This window comes from Brachybacterium subflavum, from assembly GCF_009299795.1.
GTDB lineage: Bacteria > Actinomycetota > Actinomycetes > Actinomycetales > Dermabacteraceae > Brachybacterium > Brachybacterium subflavum.
Genome location: NZ_VIGP01000003.1, coordinates 120,232 through 141,005 on the forward strand (window position 1 = coordinate 120,232; position 20,774 = coordinate 141,005).

The following is a 20,774-nucleotide window of genomic DNA, read 5'->3' on the forward strand; positions in this document are numbered from 1 at the left end:
GCGAAGGCTCAAGACCTACAGGATATTACAAATGAATGAAGTGGCGACATCTGTGCCGCGGGCATCCGTGATAGTGCCAATATTCAACGTGGAAGCGTATTTGAACGAATGTCTGGATAGCGTAATTGCGCAGACCATCTTTGGTGACCTGGAAGTTATACTGGTCGACGACGGAAGCTCGGACCGAAGCGTCGAAATTGCATCGAGGTACGCTGCAACATTCGAGAACATGCACCTTATTCGGCCGGCTCACGGCGGCCTCGGCGCGGCGCGCAATAATGGCCTTCGCCATGTGACAGCGCCATTGGTCACTTTTCTCGATTCGGATGACGCAGTCCCCCATGATGCATACGAAAAGCTCGCTCGTGCACTTGAGGCTGAGACTTCGATCGACATTGCAGTCGGCAATATGGAGACCTTTCCAAAACGGACGGAGTTCTACTGGGCAAGGCCTCTCCGGCAGAAGGCTCGGATTGTTGACTCCCTCTTAGAGGTCCCCGAACTTGTTCACTCTGCTTCGGCCTGCAATAAAATGTTCCGGACGGCGATGTTCAAGGAGTTGGTCGGCGGCTTCCCGGAGGGAGTCCACTTCGAGGACGCCTGGGTGGTTGTTCCTCTCATGCTGGAAGCTCGTTCCATCGCCATCGTCCAAGGAACGGTCTATCTGTACCGGAAGCGCGAAGTGCAGGGGTCTATCATGGATTCACTGTTCACGCGCGAGCAAAACTATTGGGATTACTTGCGGCTAGTGGAGCACCTTGCGGATCACGCGCGAAATTGCATGCCGGGCGAGCGGATGCTCATTCATGCGTTCATCATTCGCGGGTTTCAAGGATTTGTATCGCGGTCTGCAGAGGTTATCGAGGAAGAGCGCCTTTTGGAGTTCCGAAGTAGGGCTCGCGCGGTTTTGCGTGACGTGAGCCCCCGCATCATTCAAAAGCATTCAGCCAACGTTTCGATGAAGACCGCGATCGGCAGATTGATTGTTGCTGAAGATCTGGCCGCTTCGAACCGACTGGAGATCGTTGGTCACCGTCCTCATCTCGGAACGGTAGTTTCGGGACCTTTGGACGAATTGTTGACGTCGGCAGGCTTCACAGCGTCCGTGGAAAGTGTCCTCCCCAGACGGGGCAAGATCGTTATAGAGGGACGCGTCACCGCTCGTGGAATTGCCATCACTGAGAAGCCGCGTATCAATCTTTCGTTGATGCTCGGTCGGCGTCGCTTTCACGCTGAATGGGTGAGGCGCTTTGATCGACCGGCGACGGAGGGTGAATGGTCGGCCTTCCGTGCGGTCGTGCCTGCAGATAAGTGGCCCATGGGCGAGTACTTTCCCCGACTCCAGTTCCGCGGGCCGCTTGGCGAGGTTTGCCCCAGAGTCTTTAAGACCGCCGCTCTCTTTCGCAATAGTAGGGCATTCACGATCGGGAGTGGAAGGTTTACAATTGCTGCAAATCACAAGAACCAAGCAAGCATTACGAAGCAGCTCGCTGAGCGTACAGTGTTTGAGAGTGCAAGGCGCCTGCGGCGTGAGGTGGCACTATTTAGAGACTTTGGGGGTTGGAGACTCATTGGCCGAGTCATGCGGCGTATGACGAAGCGTACAACGTGGCTGATCGGCGAGCGGTGGGACGGCGCTCAAGATAATGGCGCTCATCTGTTTGAATCATTGGCCGCCCAACCGGAACCTGGCATACGGCCCGTCTACGTAGTTGATCGTTCTGCTCCGGCTTACCGTCGTTTGAAGAGATTCGGTAAGGTGGCTGCGCATGGAAGCTGGCGGCACAAGTTTGAGCTCTGCCGTGCCGGTGTCTTGATCTCTCCCTACGACGTGGATTCCTACCTCAAACCGCGGTCGTGGGATAAGAGCGCGTTTCTCGAGAAAATCGTGAATCCGCTGGGTATACGAAGAGTATTCCTCCAGCATGGCGTCGCCTATAGGACGAATACGATGCGAAGCTTGCATCGTCTCGCTATGGGGTACGACTTGGTTGTGACATCGTCGGAGTCCGAACGGAGCTTCTTCTCTAGGGAGCTCGGCTACGGGAGACGAGCGGTGTGTTCTGGGCTACCGAGGTTTGATGCTCTGCATCGGATCCATTCGCAAGATCGCAAGATTGTGCTGTTTGCGCCTACGTGGCGAGCGGGCCTCGTGACGCCATCCTATCGTTCGGAAGGTGCTGCCGAAATTAATGACTCCTTTGAGTCGTCGCGCTATTTTGCGATGCTGCGTGAGATCCTTGAGTCGCCTGAGCTTGGGGAAACGCTGAAGGGGATGGGCGCGGAACTGAGGTTCCTTCCGCACTACGAGGCAGCCGAGTTTCTATCCAAAGCGATCGATTTTTCCGAGAGTGTTAGAATGGCGGACCTCTCGGAGAGGTCTTTCCAGGAGTGGCTGAGGGTGGCGGATATTTTCGTCACTGATTATTCTTCTACGATGTTCGACGCGGCACTCATGGGGACCCCAGTGATCTACTACAACGACCCACTCGAACCGCTATCGCCCGAGCGTTCCGGTGCGTTCTTTGACATCGATAGAGACGGGTTCGGCCCAGTAGTTGCGGGCGTTGAGGAACTGGTGACGCAACTCAAGGCGGTCGCAGCATCGGACTTCCGAAACGAGAGTGAGTATCAAGAACGGGCGACTCGTTTTTTTGGGGATGTGACCGTTGGGGTTTGCACAGAGAAGGTTAGGCGCGCAATCTCCGGGCTTGTCGCGTAGTCGTCGAAGGGTTGCGTGTGTCTGACGTTTGCCTTGAATCGCTGTATTTTGCTAGGCCAATTAGATCTCTCGGTAACGAATAATCTTGCCGTTCGACTTGATGAAGAGTAGGCGAGAGCCGTCGTGGTGGAATTGAATCTGATTGCGCAAGCCAGGGTTGGCGCGAGGTGCATTCCGAGTCTTTTTCAGTCCTTGTTCTGGTGGTTGCTTCCACTTGTCCTTGAGTAGGAGTGTGCCGACTGCCCGGTGGGCCAGTGTCCAGGACGGGCGACCGGGCAGCATTGCGTCTCACCCCATGACCCTCCCGCCCGCATGGCGGACAGCGGTCTAGGCTGTCCCCGTACCCGTCGCTCTCGAGGAGGCGTGCGACGACCGCCATCCGCACCGGAGGAGATTCCGTGACGCGTCCCGTCGTGCTCATCGCAGAGGAGCTGTCGCCCGCGACCCTCGAGGTCCTGGGGTCCGACGTCGAGATCCAGACCGTGGACGGCACCGACCGTCCCTCGCTGCTGTCGGCCGTCAAGGACGCCGACGCGATCCTGGTGCGCTCCGCCACCCAGGTCGATGCCGAGGTGTTCGCCGCCGCCGACCACCTGAAGGTCGTCGCCCGTGCGGGTGTGGGCCTGGACAACGTGGACGTGCCCGCCGCGACCGCCGCCGGCGTCATGGTCATCAACGCCCCCACCTCGAACATCGTCTCCGCCGCCGAGCTCGCGATCACTTTGATCCTCGCCTCGCTGCGCAACCTCGGCCGCGCCGACGCGTCCGTGAAGGCCGGTAGGTGGGAGCGCAAGCAGCTCACCGGCGTCGAGCTCCTCGAGAAGACCGTGGGCATCGTCGGCTTCGGCCGCATCGGCCAACTCGTCGCCGAGCGCCTGCGCCCCTTTGGCGTGAACCTGCTCGCCTACGACCCCTACATCAACCACGCGCGCGCCGCAGACCTCGGCGCCCGCGTCGTCGAGCTCGACGAGCTCATGCGCACCGCGGACGTCCTCACCGTGCACATGCCGCGCACCCCGGAGACCGTCGGCCTCATCGGCGCCGAGCAGTTCGCGATCGCCAAGCCCAACCTCCACGTCGTCAACGCCGCCCGCGGCGGCCTCATCGACGAGGAGGCCCTCTTCGATGCCCTCAGCACCGGGAAGATCGCCGGCGCCGGCCTCGACGTCTACTCGAGCGAGCCCCCGGCCAAGTCCGAGACCGCCGCGCAGCTGCTCGAGCTCCCGAACATCACGCTCACCCCGCACCTGGGCGCCTCGACCGCCGAGGCCCAGGAGAAGGCCGGCGTCGCCGTCGCCCGCTCCGTGCGCCTCGCGCTCGCGGGCGAGCTCGTCCCCGATGCCGTGAACGTCGCCGGCGGCGCGATCGACGACCTCGTGCGGCCCGGCATCGCCCTCGCCGACCGCCTCGGCCAGCTGTTCACCGCGATCGCCGCCGAGGGCCCCGAGCTGCTCGAGGTCGTGGTGCGCGGGGAGATCGCCACCCGCGACGTCACCGCTCTCAAGCTCTCCGCCCTGCGCGGCGTGTTCCGCCAGGTCGTCACCGAGCAGGTGAGCTACGTCAACGCCCCCGTCCTCGCGGAGGAGCGCGGCATCCGCGTCGACCTCGTGACCAGCGAGGACTCCGAGCGCTTCCGCAACGTCGTCCAGATCCGCGGCACCCTGCGCGACGGCCGCGTCGTCTCCGTCTCCGGCACCCTCTCGGGCACCGAGCAGGCGCAGAAGCTCACCGAGGTCGACGGGCTCGAGCTCGACGTCCAGCTCAGCGACCACCTCCTGCTCATCACCTACCAGGACCGCCCGGGCCTCGTGGGCGCCTACGGCGCCCTCCTCGGCGACGCCGACGTGAACATCGCCGGCATGCAGGTCTCCCGCCGCGGCGAGGAGCGCGGGGGAGAGGTCCTCGTGGTCCTCAACCTCGACCAGGGCGTCGACCAGCCCCTCGCCGACCGCATCGGAGAGGCCGTCGGCGCGAGCACCTCGCTCGCGGTCGACATCACCTACTGAACCCACCCGGTGGGGCGTCGAGCGCCGACGCCCCACCGGCACCACCGCAGATCCGACGAAGGAGAACGCACCAGCCATGAGCAGCACGAAGAGCATCCGACTCGCCGTCATCGAGGGCGACGGGATCGGCCATGAGGTCGTCCCCGAGGGGCTCAAGGTGCTGCGCGCCGCCCTCGCGCCCGAGGGCGTCGAGGTCGAGACCACCGACTTCGACCTCGGCGCGGGCCGCTGGCATCGCACCGGGGAGGCCCTCACCGACGAGGACATGGAGCAGCTCGCCCAGCACGACGCGATCCTGCTGGGCGCGGTCGGCGATCCCGACATCCCCTCGGGCATCCTCGAACGCGGCATGCTCCTCAAGCTCCGCTTCGGCTTCGACCACTTCGTGAACCTGCGCCCCACGCGCCTCGCCCCCGGCGTCACCTCGCCGCTCGCCGACCCCGGCGACGTCGATTTCGTCGTCGTGCGCGAGGGCACCGAGGGCCCGTACGTCGGCAACGGCGGCACCATGCGCGAGGGCACCGACCTCGAGGTCGCCACCGAGGTGTCGCTGAACACCGCCGTGGGCGTCGAGCGCGTGGTCCGCTTCGCCTTCGACCAGGCCGAGGCGCGCCGGCAGAAGCTCACCCTGGTCCACAAGCACAACGTGCTCGTGAACGCCGGGCACCTGTGGCGCCGGATCGTCGAGAAGGTCGGCGCCGAGCACCCGGACGTCGCCGTCGACTACCTGCACGTGGACGCCGCGACCATCTTCATGGTCACCGACCCCGCGCGCTTCGACGTGATCGTCACCGACAACCTCTTCGGCGACATCCTCACCGACCTCGCCGGCGCCATCAGCGGCGGCATCGGCCTCGCCGCGAGCGGCAACATCAACCCCACCGGCGCCTTCCCCTCGATGTTCGAGCCCGTGCACGGCTCCGCCCCGGACATCGCCGGCCAGCAGAAGGCCGACCCCACCGCGACGGTGCTCTCCGTCGCCCTCCTGCTCGAGCAGCAGGGATACGCCGACGCCGCCGCCCGCGTGCGCACCGCCGTCGACGAGGACCTCTCCCGCCGCGCCGAGCTCGGCGCGCGCACGACCACGCAGATCGGCGACGCCCTGGCCGCAGGCGTCTCCGGCGCCGCGGCCGTACGCGAGGGCTGACGAGGGCACCCGCCCCCGCCCGCCCCGTCGGCCGCACCCGCGCCTCCGGCCCGTCGGCCCGCTTCGCGCCGACCGGCCCTCGCATCGCCGTATCCTGCACACGTCGCCCCGAAGGAGCCCTCCCATGTCCTCACTCGATTTCCCGCTCACCGAGACCACCCGCCAGCAGTCCGACGCCGAGCGCGCCGCGGTGCTGGAGAAGCCCGGATTCGGCGAGCACTTCACCGACTTCATGACCCGCGCCCGCTGGAGCGCCGGGAGCGGCTGGACGGGCAGTGAGGTCGTCCCGTTCGCGCCGCTCTCGCTGAGCCCCGCCGCGGCCGTCTTCCACTACGCCCAGGAGATCTTCGAGGGCCTCAAGGCCTTCCGCCACGCCGACGGCAGCGTGTGGACCTTCCGGCCCGAGAAGAACGCCGAGCGCTTCCAGCGCTCCGCCCGGCGCCTGGCCCTGCCCGAGCTGCCCACCGAGGACTTCCTGGCCTCTCTGAAGGCCCAGGTCTCGGCCGACGAGCCGTGGGTCCCCGCCGCCGGCGGCGAGGACTCGCTGTACATCCGCCCGTTCATGTTCGCCTCCGAGACGTTCCTGGGCGTGCGCGCCGCCCAGCAGGTCGACTACTTCGTGATCACCTCGCCGGCCGGCGCCTACTTCCCGCGCGGCGTGCAGCCGCTCGTGGTCTGGATCTCCGACACCTATGCGCGCGCAGGCGCCGGCGGGACCGGCGACGCCAAGTGCGGCGGCAACTACGCCTCCTCGCTGCTGGGGAAGAACGAGGCCGCCGAGCACGGGGCCGACGAGGTCCTGTTCCTGGACTCCGAGACCCACACGAGCATCGACGAGCTCTCCGGCATGAACGTCATGGCGATCACCCGGGACGGGCGCATCCTCACTCCCGAGCTCACCGGCTCGATCCTCGAGGGCGTCACCCGCGACTCGATCCTGCAGCTCGCGCGCGACCGCGGCCTCGAGCCCGCCGAGCAGAAGATGAGCATGGACTGGGTGACCGAGAGCATCACCAGCGGCGAGATCGTCGAGATGTTCGCCTGCGGCACCGCGGCCGTCATCAACCCGATCGGCGAGTTCCGCTCCCCGAAGGGGTCCTGGACCATCGGCGACGGCGGTTCCGGCGAGATCACGCTGTCCCTGCGCGAGGAGCTCACCGGCATCCAGACGGGCACCGTCGAGGACCGCCACGAGTGGCTGTACCGCCTCGCCTGAGAGGAGTGCGCAGCGCACGGGAGAGGATGGCGGCATGAAGATCATGGTCACCGGCGGGACGGGATTCGTCGGCGCCGAAGTGGTGCGCGAGCTGCACGAGGCCGGGCATCACGTGCTCGCCCTCGCCCGTTCCCAGCGCTCGGCCGACGCCCTCGAGTCGGCCGGTGCGGAGCCCGTGCGAGGCAGCCTCGAGGACGCGGACGCGCTGCGCTCGGCCGTCGCGCGGGCCGACGCCGCGATCCACACGGCCTTCGACAACGCGAGCGTGCTGCGCATGCGCCGTGCGGCCCGCATCGAGCGGGCGGCGCTCGAAGCGATCGCGGACGCGTTCTCCGGGAGCCAGCGTCCCCTGGTCGCGGCGGGCGGCTTCGCTCCCGTGCGGGCCGACGGCCCTCTCCTCACCGAGCGCGACCGCGCCTCCGACCGCGCGGGCCTGCTGGGACGCAACGTCGAACGGACGCTCATGCGCCTCGCCGCGGCGGGGACGAACGCCTCCGTGGTGCGTCTGCCGTGCGTGCACGGCGCGGGTGACCGGTTCACGCTGCCCCGCCTCATCGCCCTCGCCCGCCGCAGTGGGCGCTCGGCCTTCGCGGGGGACGGGGCGAACCGGATCCCCGCCGTGCACCACGCCGATGCCGCGCGCGTCTTCGTCGGCGCCGTCGAGCGGGCCGTCCCCGGCGCGCGCTACGACGCGGTCGCCGAGGAGGGCGTGCCCTACCGGGCGATCGCCGAGGCCATCGGCGCCGGGCTCGGCGTGCCGACCGTGAGCACACGCGGCCTCGCGACGCTGCGCGCCTTCGGCACGTACACGCCGTACGCGACGTCTGATCGTCCCGCCTCCAGCGCAATCACCCGGGAGCAGCTGGCCTGGGAGCCGGCGGGACCGGGCGTGCTCGAGGACCTGCAGCGGGCGGAGTACTTCGAGGACTGACGAGCCAGGGCGCGGGCGAAGCAGCCGGTGCCGACAGAGGCCACGAAGAAATCACCAAGGGGAGCCAAGGCCGGGCGCTTGTGGATCGTCACGGTCACATCTTCTGCTCGGGCGATGCGCCGGGCGGCGGCTCGGGCGAGGTGTCCGGCGGGATGTCGGGCGGAGGGAGCGGCCGGGTCCACTCGGCGCGGACCTCGGCCGCGCGATCGGCGAGGGCCTCGCCGGCGCCCGCGTAGAGGTGGACGACGGTCGACAGGCCCGCGCGTTCGAACTCGTCGACGTCCTCCGTGTACTTCGCGATCGCCGCGATCACGCGGCCCGGACGCTCGCCGCCCACCAGGCGCAGCTCGCCGAGCGCCCCGAGGTTCGCGGTCTGTGTGGGCATCGCGAGGACCACCACGACCACACCGGCGTCCTCCCGCACCCGCAGCCAGAAGTCACGGTCGGTGGCATCGCCCTCGACGACGCGGAAGCCCTGGGAGCGCAGGGTGCTCACGAGCGCCGCGTCGTGCTCGACGCCGAGCACCCGATACCCGTGCACGTCGCGCAGCTGCAGGTAGGCCATCCTGCCCACGCGGCCCATGCCGAGCACCACGGCCTCCGCGTTGGCCAGATCGATGGGACGGTCGTCCCGGTGGAGCCGCTCGGGGGCATGCTTGGGCAGTCGCATCGCCAGGCGCGTGCCGAACGTGGTGGCCAGCGGGTTGCTCAGCGAGGAGAGGATGAAGCCGCCGGTGACCGCGACCACCAGAGCGTTGAGCCACTGCGTGGAGAGCCACCCGGCCTGCACGCCGACCGCGGCGAGGATCAGCGCGAACTCGGAGTAGTTCGCCAGCAGCAGCGATGCGAGGACGCTCGTGCGATTGCGCAGCCCCAGCAGCCACAGCAGCAGCCAGTACATGGCCGCCTGCACGGGCAGCAGGAGCAGCAGGGAGAGCCCGTCGATCACGTCCCGCAGCGTCGGCACGCCCTCGAAGCCGACCTCCACGAAGAAGCAGACCAGCAGCAGCTCCTTGAGAGTGAACATGGTGCGGGCGAGCTTGTCGGCACCCGTGTGCTTGGAGAGGATCACGCCCATCAGCAGCGATCCCAGCCCGCCGGAGAGGCCCAGGTACTCGAAGAGCGCATACCCGGGCACGAGCGCCATGGCGAGCCCGAACAGCGCCCCCAGATCGCCGTCGCCCAGACGGTGCCAGCGCCTGGTGAGAACCACCAGCACCGGCACGATGACGAGCAGTCCGAGCGACCACGGGCTCGGCGCGCTGCCGGTGGAGACGGCGATCAGCACCACGGCGAACACGTCCTGCATGATCAGCACGCCGATGCAGATGCGCCCGTACAGCGACTGCTCGTCGTCGCGGTCGGCGAGGACCTTCAGCACCATGATCGTGGAGGAGAAGGAGAGCACCAGTGCGAGCTCGAGCAGCTTGTGCAGGGGCTCCGGGCTGGCGAGGCCGACGAGCCCCAGGACGGCGAGGAACACGGCGCCGATCACGGTCATGGCGAGCATGTGGGCGCCCGCCGTCAGCCACACCTCGACGCGCAGCAGCACGCGCAGGTCCAGATGGAGCCCGATCGCGAACAGCATGAGGGCCACGCCCAGGTCCGCGAGCATCGGCAGGGCGGAGAGCTCGGCGACGCCCATCGCGTGGAGCAGGAAGCCCGCGCCGAGGTAGCCGATGAGCGGCGGGAGCCGCAGCAGGCGCGCCAGCAGGCCGAGTCCGAAGACCACGACCAGGTAGGTCACCAGCAGCTCGCCCATGCCCCCATCCTCCCTTACGCGAGCGCTCGGCAGGGGAGGAGCCCCACCCGGATCTCTGGGCGCCCGCCCGGTCGCACGGTCGCGAAGTGCTGGGGATGCGGCGGAGGCCCCCACCCGGCGTGCTGAAGCCCCGTCCGCTGACGGGCGGTCGGGCGGAGAGAGCTCGGGTGCCACCGGATGCTCCTCCGGATCGGCGGCGGCTCCGACGTGGGGCGCGGCCGACGCTGGGTGCACCGACTGGGGCTCGAGCTCAGGGCTCCTGGACGCTGCCGAGCGTCTTCGGCTCGGCGACGTCGTAGTGCAGTCCGAGCAGCCGCCCCTCGGCGGTGAGGCTGACGCGGACCATGGCGTCGGCCCGCTCCCGGTGCTCCCGGGCACTGACCAGAGTGACCTGCGCGATCACGCGCGCCTCGGGGGCCTCGCGCGCGAGGCAGGCGCCGAAGATCGGCTCCACGCCGGCCAGCACGGGGGCGGCGCCGTCCTCGCCCAGCGCGCGTCGCATGCGGGGGCTCGCGATGGCATCGAGGAGCTCCGCGTCCCCCGCGGCCGCGTGCTCCATCACCTCCACGGCGCGCGAGACCAACGCCGGGTCCGGGACCGCCGTCTCGGCGAGCACCCGCTGCGGCGGGGAGGAGAAGCGCTTCTGCGCGGCCTGCCGGGAGATCCCCAGGACGCTCCCGATCTGCGCCCACGAGGTGCCCTGGTCCCGGGCCGCGGCGACGAAGCGGTGCAGGGTGCGGTCGGCCGCGGCGACCAGATGCGCGGCCGCGGCGAGCGGCTCCTCGCCCGCCGTGTCCGGGCTCTCCAGGGCGCTCGTGCACAGGGACGCGGAGAAGCGCAGCTCCTCGAGGAGCTGCGCTTCCGCGTCGGCCCGTCGGCCCGGACTCTCGGTGCTCACACGTCGATCCTGCCCGATCCCGGAGCTGACGGGGTACTGCCGGTCGGGGACTCGGCCACCGAGTCGACTCCCTGAGCTGCGGGGGACGAGGGCCAACCCCGCAGGATCGGGCGCCGAGCGCGCCACGGGACGATGATCGCGGCGGCCACGATCAGCAGGACGACTCCGACGATGCCGGCGTGGGTGTCGATGAGCGGGTTCAGGGCCGCGCCCGTCGCCGTGGTCGCGAAGACGCCCAGGATCGTGCTGCCCAGCGAGTTCACCGCCGAGTGCGCCCACGCCGAAGGGATCGGGCTGCCGCCCGCGCGGTCCGCGAGTCCGCAGAACAGCAGCGACATGGCGATGCACGGGAGGATGAAGAACGGGATCGCGATCCAGCGCGCGACGCCCGGATAGTTGTATCCGATCGCCATCACCGGGGTGTGCCAGAGCGCCCAGATCGCGCCCATCACCAGGGCCCCGCGCACGCGGCCGAGCGGCCGCAGGGCGGGCCACAGCCAGCCCCGCCAGCCGATCTCCTCGCCGAGCGTCGCGAAGAGCGTGACCACCAGGCCGAAGGCCAGGTTGAACGCCGTGATCAGGACGAAGGCGATCGGCGGGATGTCGGTTCCGGTGAGATCGGAGATCTGCTGGGAGCCGATGGCCAGCCAGGTGCGCCCGGTGAGATCACCGGGGACGCCGCGCAGCACCATGATCACCGCGGCCAGGACCGCCACGGCGGCGATCGCGACGACGCCCACCACGGACCACACCAGGATCCCGCGCCAGCGGCCGCGGAAGCGCAGCCCCACCCGGGTGCGCCAGTTCGTCCGCTCCACACCCTTTGCCATGACGATCGAGGCGAGCGCGGGCGCCCACATGCCCACCGCGATCACCGGGGTGAACAGCGGATGCGTGATGCCGCCCTGCAGGAACCAGAAGGGCGCGGCGAACACGGCGAAGATCGCATAGGCGAGGACCACGAACAGGCCCACCCGCTTCCACGGCACGCGGTCGAAGACGACGGGCGGGACGACCGGGGGCGCCGAGCGGGCAGGAGGAGGGGCCGGGGCCGACGCCGACGGCGCTGCGGGTGCGGGATCGGGGGCTGGGTGCTGGGCTGCGGTGCTCATGCCTCCGAGACTCCGCTCCGGCCGACAGAGTGTCAACGTTTCGTGGACACCTCTGGCGGATGGTTGGCGAGGTCGCGACCAAAGGCGGAGGGAGAGTCGACAGAGGTCGTGGGCGGGGTGCGCAGGTGATCAGCGGTCGAGCGGAAACCCATGGCGCCCGCGCCCCGTCGGTCCTAGCGTTGCCCCATGACCGCATCGTTCGGCGAGCTGCTGCGCATCGGCGCGGAGGCCGACGTCTCCGGCTGGGACTTCTCGTGGCTCGACGGTCGCGCCACCGAGGAGCGCCCGCCCTGGGGGTATGCGCGTCTGCTCGGCGAGCGCCTGGCGGGGGCCTCGGCCTCGCTCGACATCCAGACCGGCGGGGGAGAGGTCCTCGCCGAGGCGCCGACCTTCCCCGCCCTCGCCGTCGCCACCGAGTCCTGGCCGCCGAACATCGCGCGCGCCACCGAGCTGCTGCACCCGCGCGGGGTCGCCGTGGTCGCCGACCCCGACGAGCCGCCCCTGCCCTTCGCCGACTCGGCCTTCGACCTCGTGACCAGCCGTCACCCGGCCACGATCCACTGGGACGAGATCGCCCGCGTGCTGCGACCGGGCGGCACCTACTTCGCCCAGCACGTCGGCCCCGCGAGCGCCTTCGAGCTCATCGAGTTCTTCCTCGGCCCGCTGCCCGAGCAGAGGCTCGGCCGCGATCCCGAGCGGGAGGCGGAGCAGGCGCGGGCGGCCGGGCTCGAGATCGTCGACCTGCGCACCGCACGGCTGCGCATCGAGATCTTCGACGTCGCCGCCGTGGTCTATCTGCTGCGCAAGGTGATCTGGTGGGTCCCCGGTTTCACCATCGAGGCGCATCGCGAGCGCCTCCGCGATCTGCACGAGCAGATCCTGTCCGAGGGCCCGTTCATCGCCCACTCCAGTCGCCAGCTCATCGAGGCCCGTCGGCCCGAGTGAGGCACGAACCGATCACATCGTACGAGGAGACCCGCCATGACCGAGTACCTGCTGCTCAAGCACTACCGCGGCGCCCCGAAGGGCGTCAACGACCACCCCATGGACACGTGGACCGCCGAGGAGGTCCGGGCGCACGTGGCGTACATGGACGACTTCGCCGACCGCCTGCGCGACTCCGGTGAGTTCGTCACCAGCTTCGCCCTCGCCGACGAGGGCCTCTGGGTGCGCTGCGGCGGAGAGGGCCAGGCCCCGGTCACTGACACCTTCAGCGAGACCAAGGACCTGGTCGCCGGCGGCATGGTGATCGACGTCGAGAGCCGTGAGCGGGCCGTCGAGCTCGCCGCCGAGCTCTCGGCCGAGCCGGGCAAGGGCGGCGACCCGATCCACGAATGGCTCGAGGTGCGTCCCTTCCTCGGCGAGGAGTGAGGGAGGGGAGGACGTCGTCTAGGCTCGGCCCCATGACGCAACTCGTGCTGACCGCGATCGGTGAGGATCGCGAAGGACTGGTCTCCGCCCTGGCCCGCGTGGTCGAGACGCAGGGAGGCAACTGGCTGGACAGCCAGTTCGCCCGTCTCGCCGGCACCTTCGCCGGCATCGTCCTCGTCGAGATCGACGAGTCCCGCGCCACCGCCCTCGAAGCGGCAGTCGCGGACCTGCTCGCCGAGGTGGGCTGGAGCATCGAGGTGACCAGGGCCCCCGAGAGTCCGGCCGCTGCGGCCGGCGACGAGGGGCCGACCGGAGACAGTGCCGCGACGGGCACGGGCGGGGCCGCGGGGCACCGTGCGGCGGCTCCGCTCCGCGTGCACCTGCTGGGGCAGGACCGACCCGGGATGGTCCACCAGGTCTCTCGCGCGCTCGCCGAGCAGGGCGTGAGCATCGAGTCCTTCCGCTCCTGGACCCTGGACGCGCCGGAGGGAGGGGGAGTGCTGTTCGAGGCCGAGGCGCTTGTGCGTCTGCCCCGTTCGGAGGCGGGGGTGGCCGCCGGCGACGTGGTGCGCAGCGTCCTCGAGCCGATCGCGAACGATCTCATGGTCGATCTGGACCTCGACGACGCCGCGGTCGCCGGCGCCTGACCGAAACGGCTCGCGCCCGACCCCAGCGAACTCTCAGCCGCCCGCGAAGGGCGGCAGCACGTCCACGCGATCGCCCCCGACGGGGCCGTCGTCCCGTCGGACCACTCCGTCCACGAGGAACGAGCCGGTGGTGAGGACCCGGCGCATGGGGTCCCCGTAGCGCTCGACCAATTGGGAGCGCAGTGCGCCGAGGGTCGGTTCCCCGCCCAGGTCCCAGGCCTCCTGCTCGGTGCCGGCGGCGTCGGCCGCGGCGGCGAAGTAGCGGACGCTCAGCGTGGACATGCGCCCAGTCTAGGAGCCGTCGACGGGCGGAGCGGAGGGCAGCTCGGCGGGCGGATCCGCACGGCGCCGCCGGGGTCCGCGCACCTACGATGGAGCAATGGACACCGCCGCCGACCCGCGCCCGGAACCCCTGGTCGCGCCCGGTCCCGCGCTCACTGACGAGCAGAGGGAGCGCGCACGCCGGCAGCTCTCCCTGCCCGGCTTCGACGAGATCGCACAGAGACGCCTCGCCGGCGCGAGGGTGCTCGTGATCGGGGCCGGGGGACTGGGGACCGCGAGCGTCCCCTACCTCGTGGGGGCGGGAGTCGGCACGATCGGCATCGTCGACGACGACACCGTGGACCTCGTGAACCTGCACCGGCAGGTCGCCCACCGCACGGCCGACATCGGCCGCCCCAAGACCTCGTCCCTCGCAGACGCTGCGCGGGCTCTCGACCCGTCCGTGACGATCCACGAGCACCGGCTGCGCCTGACATCGGCCAATGCGCTCGACGTGCTCTCCGGCTACGACCTCGTCCTCGACGGCAGCGACAACTACCCCACGCGCTACCTCGTGAACGACGCCGCACAGCTGGTCGGCATACCGCTCGTCTGGGGCGCGATCCTGCAGCACCACGGGCAGGTGTCCGTCGCCTGGCACGAGCACGGCCCCGGGTACCGCGACCTCTTCCCCGCGCCGCCCGCTCCCGAGGAGGTCGTCAGCTGCAGCACGGGCGGCGTGCTGCCCGGCCTGTGCGGCACCATCGGATCGCTCATGGCGACCGAGGCGCTGAAACTGATCTGCGGTATCGGCCGCCCGCTGCTCGGGCGTGTCCTCGTCTACGACGCGCTCAGCGCCCGGACCCGCGAGATCCCCTTCGCGCGCGATCCGCAGGCGCAGCCGGTCACCGGTCTCGTCGACTACGAGCTGTTCTGCGCCGGGCCCGACGCGCCGCCGTCGATCGGGGCCGACGAGCTCGCCGACCTGCTGCGCGCTTCTCGTGAGCAGGGGGCCGACGGGGAGGGCCCGCGGATCCTCGACGTCCGCGACCCCGAGGAGGCGGCGCGTCTGCGAATCCCCGGCGCCCGACTGCTGCCGCTCCCCGAGCTCGAGGCCCTCGCCGAGGATCCGACGCGCGACGATCTGGTGGAGGCGGCCATATCCTCGCAACCAGCGGACGCACCCCGTCCGCTGATCGTGCACTGCGAGCGAGACCCGCGCTCCGTACGCGCGGCGCGGCTCCTCGCCGCGCGCGGAGCCGACGAGGTCCGCTACCTCCGCGGCGGCATCCAGGAGCTGCATCGCCTCGCGCCGGATCTGCTCGAGGGAGACCGCGCACCCGCCGCGGAGGAACGCGGATGACCGCGACCACCGCACTGATCGTGCTGGGCGGCGGAGAAGGCCGACGCCTGGGCGGAGTCTCCAAGCCCGACCTGGTGGTGGGCGGACGGCGCCTGGTCGACCGCGTGCTCGACGCGGGAGCGGGCTGCGCACCGCGCGTCGTGGTCGCCCCGGAGAGCGTCGCGGTGCCGGACGGAGTGCTGCGCACCCTCGAGGACCCGCCCGCGGGCGGCCCCGTCGCCGGGATCGCCGCGGGCCTCGCCCGTCTCCGCGAGCTCGAGGACGGGTGCGCAGCGGGCCGCGTGGGCGGCGGCATCGGCGAAGGACGACGGACCACGCGAGGTGCAGGGACCGACGTCCTCATCCTCGCCTGCGATCTGCCTGGGGCCGAGGGCTTCATCAGCGCGCTCCGGGCCGCCCGTGACGGACAGCGCGGAAGGACTCCCTCGGCCGCATCCCGGCTCGAAGCGGGCTCGGGCAGTGTCCCCGACGGTGTCATCGCCGCCCATTCCGACGGCCGCCGCGAACTGCTCGCGGTCCTCGCGGGGCGCGGCGCCCTCGAGGCCTCGATCAAGGACGGCGGCGCGCGCGACCGCTCCGTGCGCTCCCTGCTCGCACCTCTGGTCCTCGAGCCGGTGACGGTCCCCGAGGTGTCCATGGAGGATGTCGACACCTGGGACCAGCACGCAGCCTGGGAGCGCCGCACCTCCTCGTGATCCGACCCGCCCCACGCGGGCACGCCCACGGTCACCTGGGCTCAAGCAGCCACGGCCACGGCCACGCGCACGGTGACGTGGGCTCAAGCGACCACGCGCACGGACCCGTGGGCTCAAGCGACCACGCGCACGGACACGTGGGCTGATGCGGTCTCGCGCGGTCTCACGCACGGGCTCGGACCGGTGGATCTTACGTTTGCGTTGGAATCGGGCACGAATTCCAACGCAAACGTAAGAACGACCCGGCTGGCCGGCCCTGTGCGCGGGCGCGGCCGGCCCTGTACGCGGGCGGCCGGCCCTGTGCGCGGGGGCGGCCGGCCCTGTTCGTGGGTGCGGCCGGATGGGCGAGCGCGCCGCTCGGCTCAGTCCCCGAATGCCCCGAACGCGCCGACGTGGGTGATCTCGAGGACGGGCTCGCCGGCCTCGTCGGTCGCCTCGAGGTCGAGCTGGGCCTCGATGCCCCAGTCGTGGTTGCCGTCGGGGTCGTCGATGACCTGGCGGATGATCCAGCGCTTGGACTCCTCGCGGATCTGCAGGAGCTGCGGGGAGCGCGCCGCGCCGTCGATGCCCACGTGGTCGTAGGCGTCGTAGTACTCGTCCATCGCTGCGGCCCAGGCCTTCCGGTCCCAGCCGGAGGCGCCGTCGAGCTCGCCCAGGCGCTCCTCGCGCTCGAAGGCGAAGTGCTCCACGCGCTGCCACATGGCCGCGCAGACCATCTGGCGCAGCACCTTGGTCTGGGCGGAGAGCCCCCGCGGGGACGTCGGTCGCACCTCGCTCGCGGCGTCGGCCTCGTCCTCGGGATGCGTGAGGGCCTCCCACTCGTCGAGCAGAGAGGAGTCGATGCCGCGCACCAGCACCCCCAGCCACTCGATGACGTCCTCGAGCTCGTCGGTGCGCAGATCCTGGGGGATTGTGCGGCTGAGCGCCCGGAAGGCGTCGGAGAGGTAGCGCAGCACGATGCCCTCGGATCGCTGCAGGCCATATCGCTGCACGAACTCGCTGAAGGTCTGGCCGGTCTCGTACATCTCGCGCACGATCGACTTCGGCGAGAGATCGCCCTCGCGCACCCACGGGCGGCTCTTCCGGTAGATCTCGAGGGCCGCCTCGAGATCCTCCTCGAGGGGCTTGGGCCAGGTGACCTCGTCCAGCAGGGCCATGCGCTCGGTGTACTCCACGCCGTCGGCCTTGAGCTCGGCCAGCAGCTCCCCGCGGGCCGCGTTCTGCTGGGCCAGCAGGATCTGCATCGGTTCCTCCAGGATCGCCTCGATGATCGAGACGGTGTCCATCGTGAGGGACTCGGAGTCCTCGTCGAGCGAGTCGATGACGGCGATCGCGAAGGGCGCGAGCGGCTGGGTCATCGTGAAGTCCAGCTGCAGGTCCTCGACCAGCGCGATGCGCCGTCCCAGGTGGTCGTCCTTCTCGAGCGTCTCGATGATCTCCGCCTCGCGCAGGCCGCGGAAGATGTCGGCCGCCTGCTTGACCAGGCGCAGCTTCTGGTTGCGCGTCTGGTGGGACTCCATGATCAGGTGCCGTGCCGAGGCGACGGCGCTGCCGGGCCGGGCGATGAGCGCGAGCTCCATCGACGGGGTGATCTGCAGGTGCGGGCGCAGCGTCTCCGGCGGGGACTCGATCAGCTTGGTCATGTTCTGCTCGGTCCAGTTCACGGCGCCGTCGGGGATGCGGGGCTTGGGCTCCTTCTTGCGCTTCTTCGCGCTGTTGGGCGCCTTGCCGGCCTCCTCCCGTGCCTTCACCCGTGCCTGCTCCTTGGCGAACTCGACGGCCCATTCGGGTGCCTGCACCACGACATGGCCGACGGTGTCGTACCCGGCGCGGCCGGCGCGCCCGGCAATCTGGTGGAACTCGCGGGCGTTGAGCAGGCGCATGCGCTTGCCGTCGAACTTCGCGAGGCCCGTGAGCAGCACGGTGCGGATCGGCACGTTGATGCCCACGCCCAGGGTGTCGGTGCCGCAGATGATCTTCAGCAGGCCGGACTGGGCGAGGCGCTCGACGAGCCGCCGGTACTTCGGGAGCATGCCGGCGTGGTGGACGCCGATGCCCTGGCGCACGAGCTTCGAGAGGGTCTGCCCGAATCCCTTGGAGAAGCGGAAGTCGCCGATGAGCTCGCGGATCCGGTCCTTCTCCTCGGTGGTGAGGATCTTGGTGCCCATGAGCGCGGTCGCTTGGTCCAGGGCGTCCTTCTGGGTGAAGTTCACGATGTACACCGGGGCGTCGCGGTCATCGAGGACGGTCTGGATCGTCTCCGGCAGCGGATCGAGCGACCAGCGGAAGTCCAGCGGCACGGGCCGCGGGGCGTCGTCGACGACGGTGACCTCGCGGGCAGTGCGCGCCTCGAGGTCCTCGACGAAGAGGGCGACGTCCCCGAGGGTCGCGCTCATCAGCACGAACTGGCACGCGGGCAGCTCGATGAGCGGCACCTGCCAGGCCCAGCCGCGCTGGGAGTCCCCGTAGTAGTGGAACTCGTCCATGACGGCCACGCGCACATCGGACGTCGGCCCATCGCGCAGCGCATGGTTCGCGAGGATCTCGGCGGTGCACACGATGATCGGGGCATCGTGGTTGACCGAGGAATCGCCGGTCATCATGCCCACGTTCTCGGCGCCGAACATCGCGACGAGATCGAAGAACTTCTCCGAGACGAGCGCTTTGATGGGCGCCGTGTAATACGCCTTCTCGCCGCGGGCCATCGCCGCGAAGATCGCCGCATACGCGATGGTCGTCTTGCCCGATCCCGTGGGCGTCGCCGCGATCACGTGATCTCCGGCGGCGATCGCCAGCAGCGCCTCCTCCTGGTGCGGGTACAGAGAGCGGCCCGAGGCCTCCTGGGAGGCGATGAAGCCGTCGACGACCTGATCCTGATCGGCGGGCACAGGGGGGAGGAAGGGGGTCAGCGAGGGCATGGGGACAGTCTGCCAGGGGAGGAGGACGCACCGGTGCCTGGGTGAGGCCCGACGAGAGGAATGCGCTCCCTTCCTCCGCTGCGCTGTGCACGGAGGCGTATCGTCCCCAACCCACCGGCATACCGGCCCGCCGGCCATCTGCCCACGGGCGAGCGCACCGGCCGGCCAGGCGACCGACGAGAGGACTCCCATGGCACCGAAGCGATCCGACGACCCCGGCGCCCGCGAGCGCGAGGAGGGCGCGCCGCCGCCCTCCGAGTACTGGGACGAGGAGCGCAGAGCCGGCGCGATCCCCGCCGAGATCCGGCTCGATCCGCCCCGTCGGCCGACGATTTCCGAAGATTCTGGGACCGACTGCGACGGCGGTGAGGAATCTCCCGTCGCACCCAGCGAGAATGCCGATACCGGTGCCGGGGAATCGCATTGAGGAAACGGGTTTCGGCACCCGGCGAAGCGTCCCGCCTTGTCCGGATCGGACCGGTTGGCGTGATTTCTGTGTGACGCATCACATGGTCTACCGTGGCCGCCGCGGCCTTCCCGGGCCCATCCCGATCCCACCGAAAGGACCTCCGGTGACCACTTCTCGCACCGCTCCCGAATCCTCCTCGCCGCGCAGCACCTCACGTCTGCGCCGCTGCGTCCACCTCGCCGGCGGCGGACTCTTCGCCGCCGGGCTCGTGATGGGCAGCGCCTCCTTCGCCGGAGCCGACCCGGGCGACAACGACTGGGGCGGCGAGAGCCACGCACCGTCGGTCACCGAGCAGAAGGCCGCCGCGGACTACTGGACCCCGGAGCGCATGGAGAATGCGAAGTCCGCCGATTCCCTGGTCTCCGACAAGGACGCACCCAGCGGCGACGTCGCCTCCTCCGAGCCCAGCACTGTCCCCTCGCAGACGGCGGACCCGGCCGTCCAGAAGTCCGTCAAGAAGCAGGCCGCGACCGACGCGACCGAGACCGCCGCCGCGGGCGGCACCGACCACATCGGCAAGGTGTTCTTCACCCAGGGCGGCACGGACTACGTGTGCTCCGGCAATGCGGTCTCCTCGGGAAACAAGTCCACCGTCGCGACCGCCGGCCACTGCACCAACGAGGACGGCACCTGGGCCACGAACTGGACCTTCGTGCCCGGCTACGACCACGGCGACGCCCCCTACGGCAAGTGGACGGCCTCCGACCTCTACTCCACGCAGCAGTGGATCAGCAGCGAGGACATGAACTACGACGCCGCCTTCGCGGTCGTCTCGCCCGAGAGCGGCTCGGCGTCGCTCACCGACACCGTCGGCGGGTCGGCCGTCGCGTTCAACGCGGAGCGCGGCCAGCAGTACACCTCCTACGGCTACCCGGCCGCCGCCCCGTTCGACGGCGAGAGCCTCGAGAACTGCCAGGGCACCGCGTTCGACGACACCCTCGGCGACACCGACGACCAGGGCATCGACTGCGACATGACCGGCGGGTCGTCCGGCGGCCCCTGGTTCCTGGGCGGCGACGCCTCGGGCGCCCAGAACTCGGTGAACAGCTTCGGCTACACCAATCAGGCGAATGTGATGTACGGGCCGTACTTCGGCGACGTCATCCAGTCCACCTACCAGGAGGCCGCGAACTCCTGATCCAGGTCTTCGCGCACTTCCGCACGGACGGGTCGGCACCTGCGGGTGCCGGCCCGTCCTGTGCACGGCGGCCGGGAGTGCAGCGATGCAGGCGCTCGACGTCCTCGGTGCGCGGCCC

The 20,774-nt window shown here is 69.7% G+C and carries 17 protein-coding genes; 12 read left to right on the forward strand and 5 right to left on the reverse strand.

The features are described from left to right. The first annotated feature begins 31 nt into the window (after positions 1-31). The 5 genes from FHG10_RS07595 (at position 32) to FHG10_RS07615 (ending at position 8,022) form a co-directional block, all read left to right on the forward strand. Complete coding sequence (locus tag FHG10_RS07595) at positions 32-2,722, forward strand: bifunctional glycosyltransferase/CDP-glycerol:glycerophosphate glycerophosphotransferase (protein ID WP_152352742.1); 2,691 nt, start codon at positions 32-34, stop codon at positions 2,720-2,722. A gap of 398 nt (positions 2,723-3,120) precedes the next feature. Continuing rightward, a complete protein-coding gene (serA, locus tag FHG10_RS07600; RefSeq protein WP_152352743.1) occupies positions 3,121-4,728 on the forward strand; it encodes a phosphoglycerate dehydrogenase in 1,608 nt (535 codons plus the stop codon). Between the two features lie 76 nt (positions 4,729-4,804). Next, entirely contained in the window at positions 4,805-5,875 is a 1,071-nt protein-coding gene (locus FHG10_RS07605; protein ID WP_152352744.1) for a 3-isopropylmalate dehydrogenase, read from the forward strand. A gap of 124 nt (positions 5,876-5,999) precedes the next feature. Then, on the forward strand, positions 6,000-7,091 hold the full coding sequence (locus FHG10_RS07610) for a branched-chain amino acid aminotransferase (protein ID WP_152352745.1): 1,092 nt from the start codon (positions 6,000-6,002) through the stop codon (positions 7,089-7,091). Positions 7,092-7,125: 34 nt separating this feature from the next. Next, positions 7,126-8,022 (forward strand): NAD-dependent epimerase/dehydratase family protein, encoded by an 897-nt coding sequence (locus FHG10_RS07615; RefSeq protein WP_152352746.1) that lies wholly within the window; start codon positions 7,126-7,128, stop codon positions 8,020-8,022. A gap of 94 nt (positions 8,023-8,116) precedes the next feature. Here the strand turns inward: FHG10_RS07615 and FHG10_RS07620 are convergent, their stop codons facing one another. The 3 genes from FHG10_RS07620 to FHG10_RS07630 all read right to left on the reverse strand — a co-directional run bounded on the left by FHG10_RS07620 (position 8,117) and on the right by FHG10_RS07630 (position 11,794). Further along, positions 8,117-9,784, reverse strand: coding sequence for a cation:proton antiporter family protein (locus FHG10_RS07620; RefSeq protein WP_152352747.1), 1,668 nt, complete (start codon positions 9,782-9,784; stop codon positions 8,117-8,119). Positions 9,785-10,034: 250 nt separating this feature from the next. After that, positions 10,035-10,682 (reverse strand): hypothetical protein, encoded by a 648-nt coding sequence (locus FHG10_RS07625; RefSeq protein WP_152352748.1) that lies wholly within the window; start codon positions 10,680-10,682, stop codon positions 10,035-10,037. Further along, entirely contained in the window at positions 10,679-11,794 is a 1,116-nt protein-coding gene (locus tag FHG10_RS07630; RefSeq protein ID WP_152352749.1) for a CPBP family intramembrane glutamic endopeptidase, read from the reverse strand. The genes FHG10_RS07625 and FHG10_RS07630 overlap by 4 nt, the downstream gene beginning before the upstream one ends. Positions 11,795-11,980: 186 nt before the next feature. Between FHG10_RS07630 and FHG10_RS07635 the strand changes: the two genes are divergently transcribed. The 3 genes from FHG10_RS07635 to FHG10_RS07645 are packed head-to-tail and all read left to right on the forward strand — an operon-like array spanning position 11,981 to position 13,812. Next, positions 11,981-12,739 carry a class I SAM-dependent methyltransferase gene (locus tag FHG10_RS07635; protein WP_152352750.1) on the forward strand — a complete coding sequence of 253 codons (759 nt, stop codon included), beginning with the start codon at positions 11,981-11,983 and terminating at the stop codon, positions 12,737-12,739. A gap of 36 nt (positions 12,740-12,775) precedes the next feature. Next, positions 12,776-13,165 (forward strand): YciI family protein, encoded by a 390-nt coding sequence (locus tag FHG10_RS07640; protein WP_152352751.1) that lies wholly within the window; start codon positions 12,776-12,778, stop codon positions 13,163-13,165. Between the two features lie 32 nt (positions 13,166-13,197). Then, positions 13,198-13,812 carry a glycine cleavage system protein R gene (locus tag FHG10_RS07645; protein WP_152352752.1) on the forward strand — a complete coding sequence of 205 codons (615 nt, stop codon included), beginning with the start codon at positions 13,198-13,200 and terminating at the stop codon, positions 13,810-13,812. A 33-nt stretch (positions 13,813-13,845) separates the two neighbouring features. Here FHG10_RS07645 and FHG10_RS07650 read toward each other — a convergent pair whose 3' ends face one another. Continuing rightward, complete coding sequence (locus FHG10_RS07650; protein ID WP_152352753.1) at positions 13,846-14,094, reverse strand: MoaD/ThiS family protein; 249 nt, start codon at positions 14,092-14,094, stop codon at positions 13,846-13,848. Between the two features lie 97 nt (positions 14,095-14,191). On the opposite strand from FHG10_RS07650, the gene FHG10_RS07655 reads away from it, so the two are divergent. Next, on the forward strand, positions 14,192-15,436 hold the full coding sequence (locus FHG10_RS07655) for a ThiF family adenylyltransferase (RefSeq protein WP_152352754.1): 1,245 nt from the start codon (positions 14,192-14,194) through the stop codon (positions 15,434-15,436). Further along, the gene (gene mobA / locus FHG10_RS07660; RefSeq protein ID WP_152352755.1) at positions 15,433-16,131 is read left to right on the forward strand and encodes a molybdenum cofactor guanylyltransferase; all 699 of its coding nucleotides are present in this window, start codon (positions 15,433-15,435) and stop codon (positions 16,129-16,131) included. Before FHG10_RS07655 ends, mobA begins: the two co-directional genes overlap by 4 nt. A gap of 362 nt (positions 16,132-16,493) precedes the next feature. Here mobA and FHG10_RS07665 read toward each other — a convergent pair whose 3' ends face one another. Further along, complete coding sequence (locus FHG10_RS07665; protein ID WP_152352756.1) at positions 16,494-19,049, reverse strand: DEAD/DEAH box helicase; 2,556 nt, start codon at positions 19,047-19,049, stop codon at positions 16,494-16,496. Between the two features lie 190 nt (positions 19,050-19,239). Here FHG10_RS07665 and FHG10_RS07670 point away from each other — a divergent pair, with 190 nt between their 5' ends. Next, on the forward strand, positions 19,240-19,476 hold the full coding sequence (locus FHG10_RS07670) for a hypothetical protein (protein WP_152352757.1): 237 nt from the start codon (positions 19,240-19,242) through the stop codon (positions 19,474-19,476). 145 nt (positions 19,477-19,621) lie between these two features. Further along, the gene (locus FHG10_RS07675) at positions 19,622-20,656 is read left to right on the forward strand and encodes a trypsin-like serine peptidase (protein WP_152352758.1); all 1,035 of its coding nucleotides are present in this window, start codon (positions 19,622-19,624) and stop codon (positions 20,654-20,656) included. The last annotated feature ends 118 nt before the right edge of the window (positions 20,657-20,774 follow it).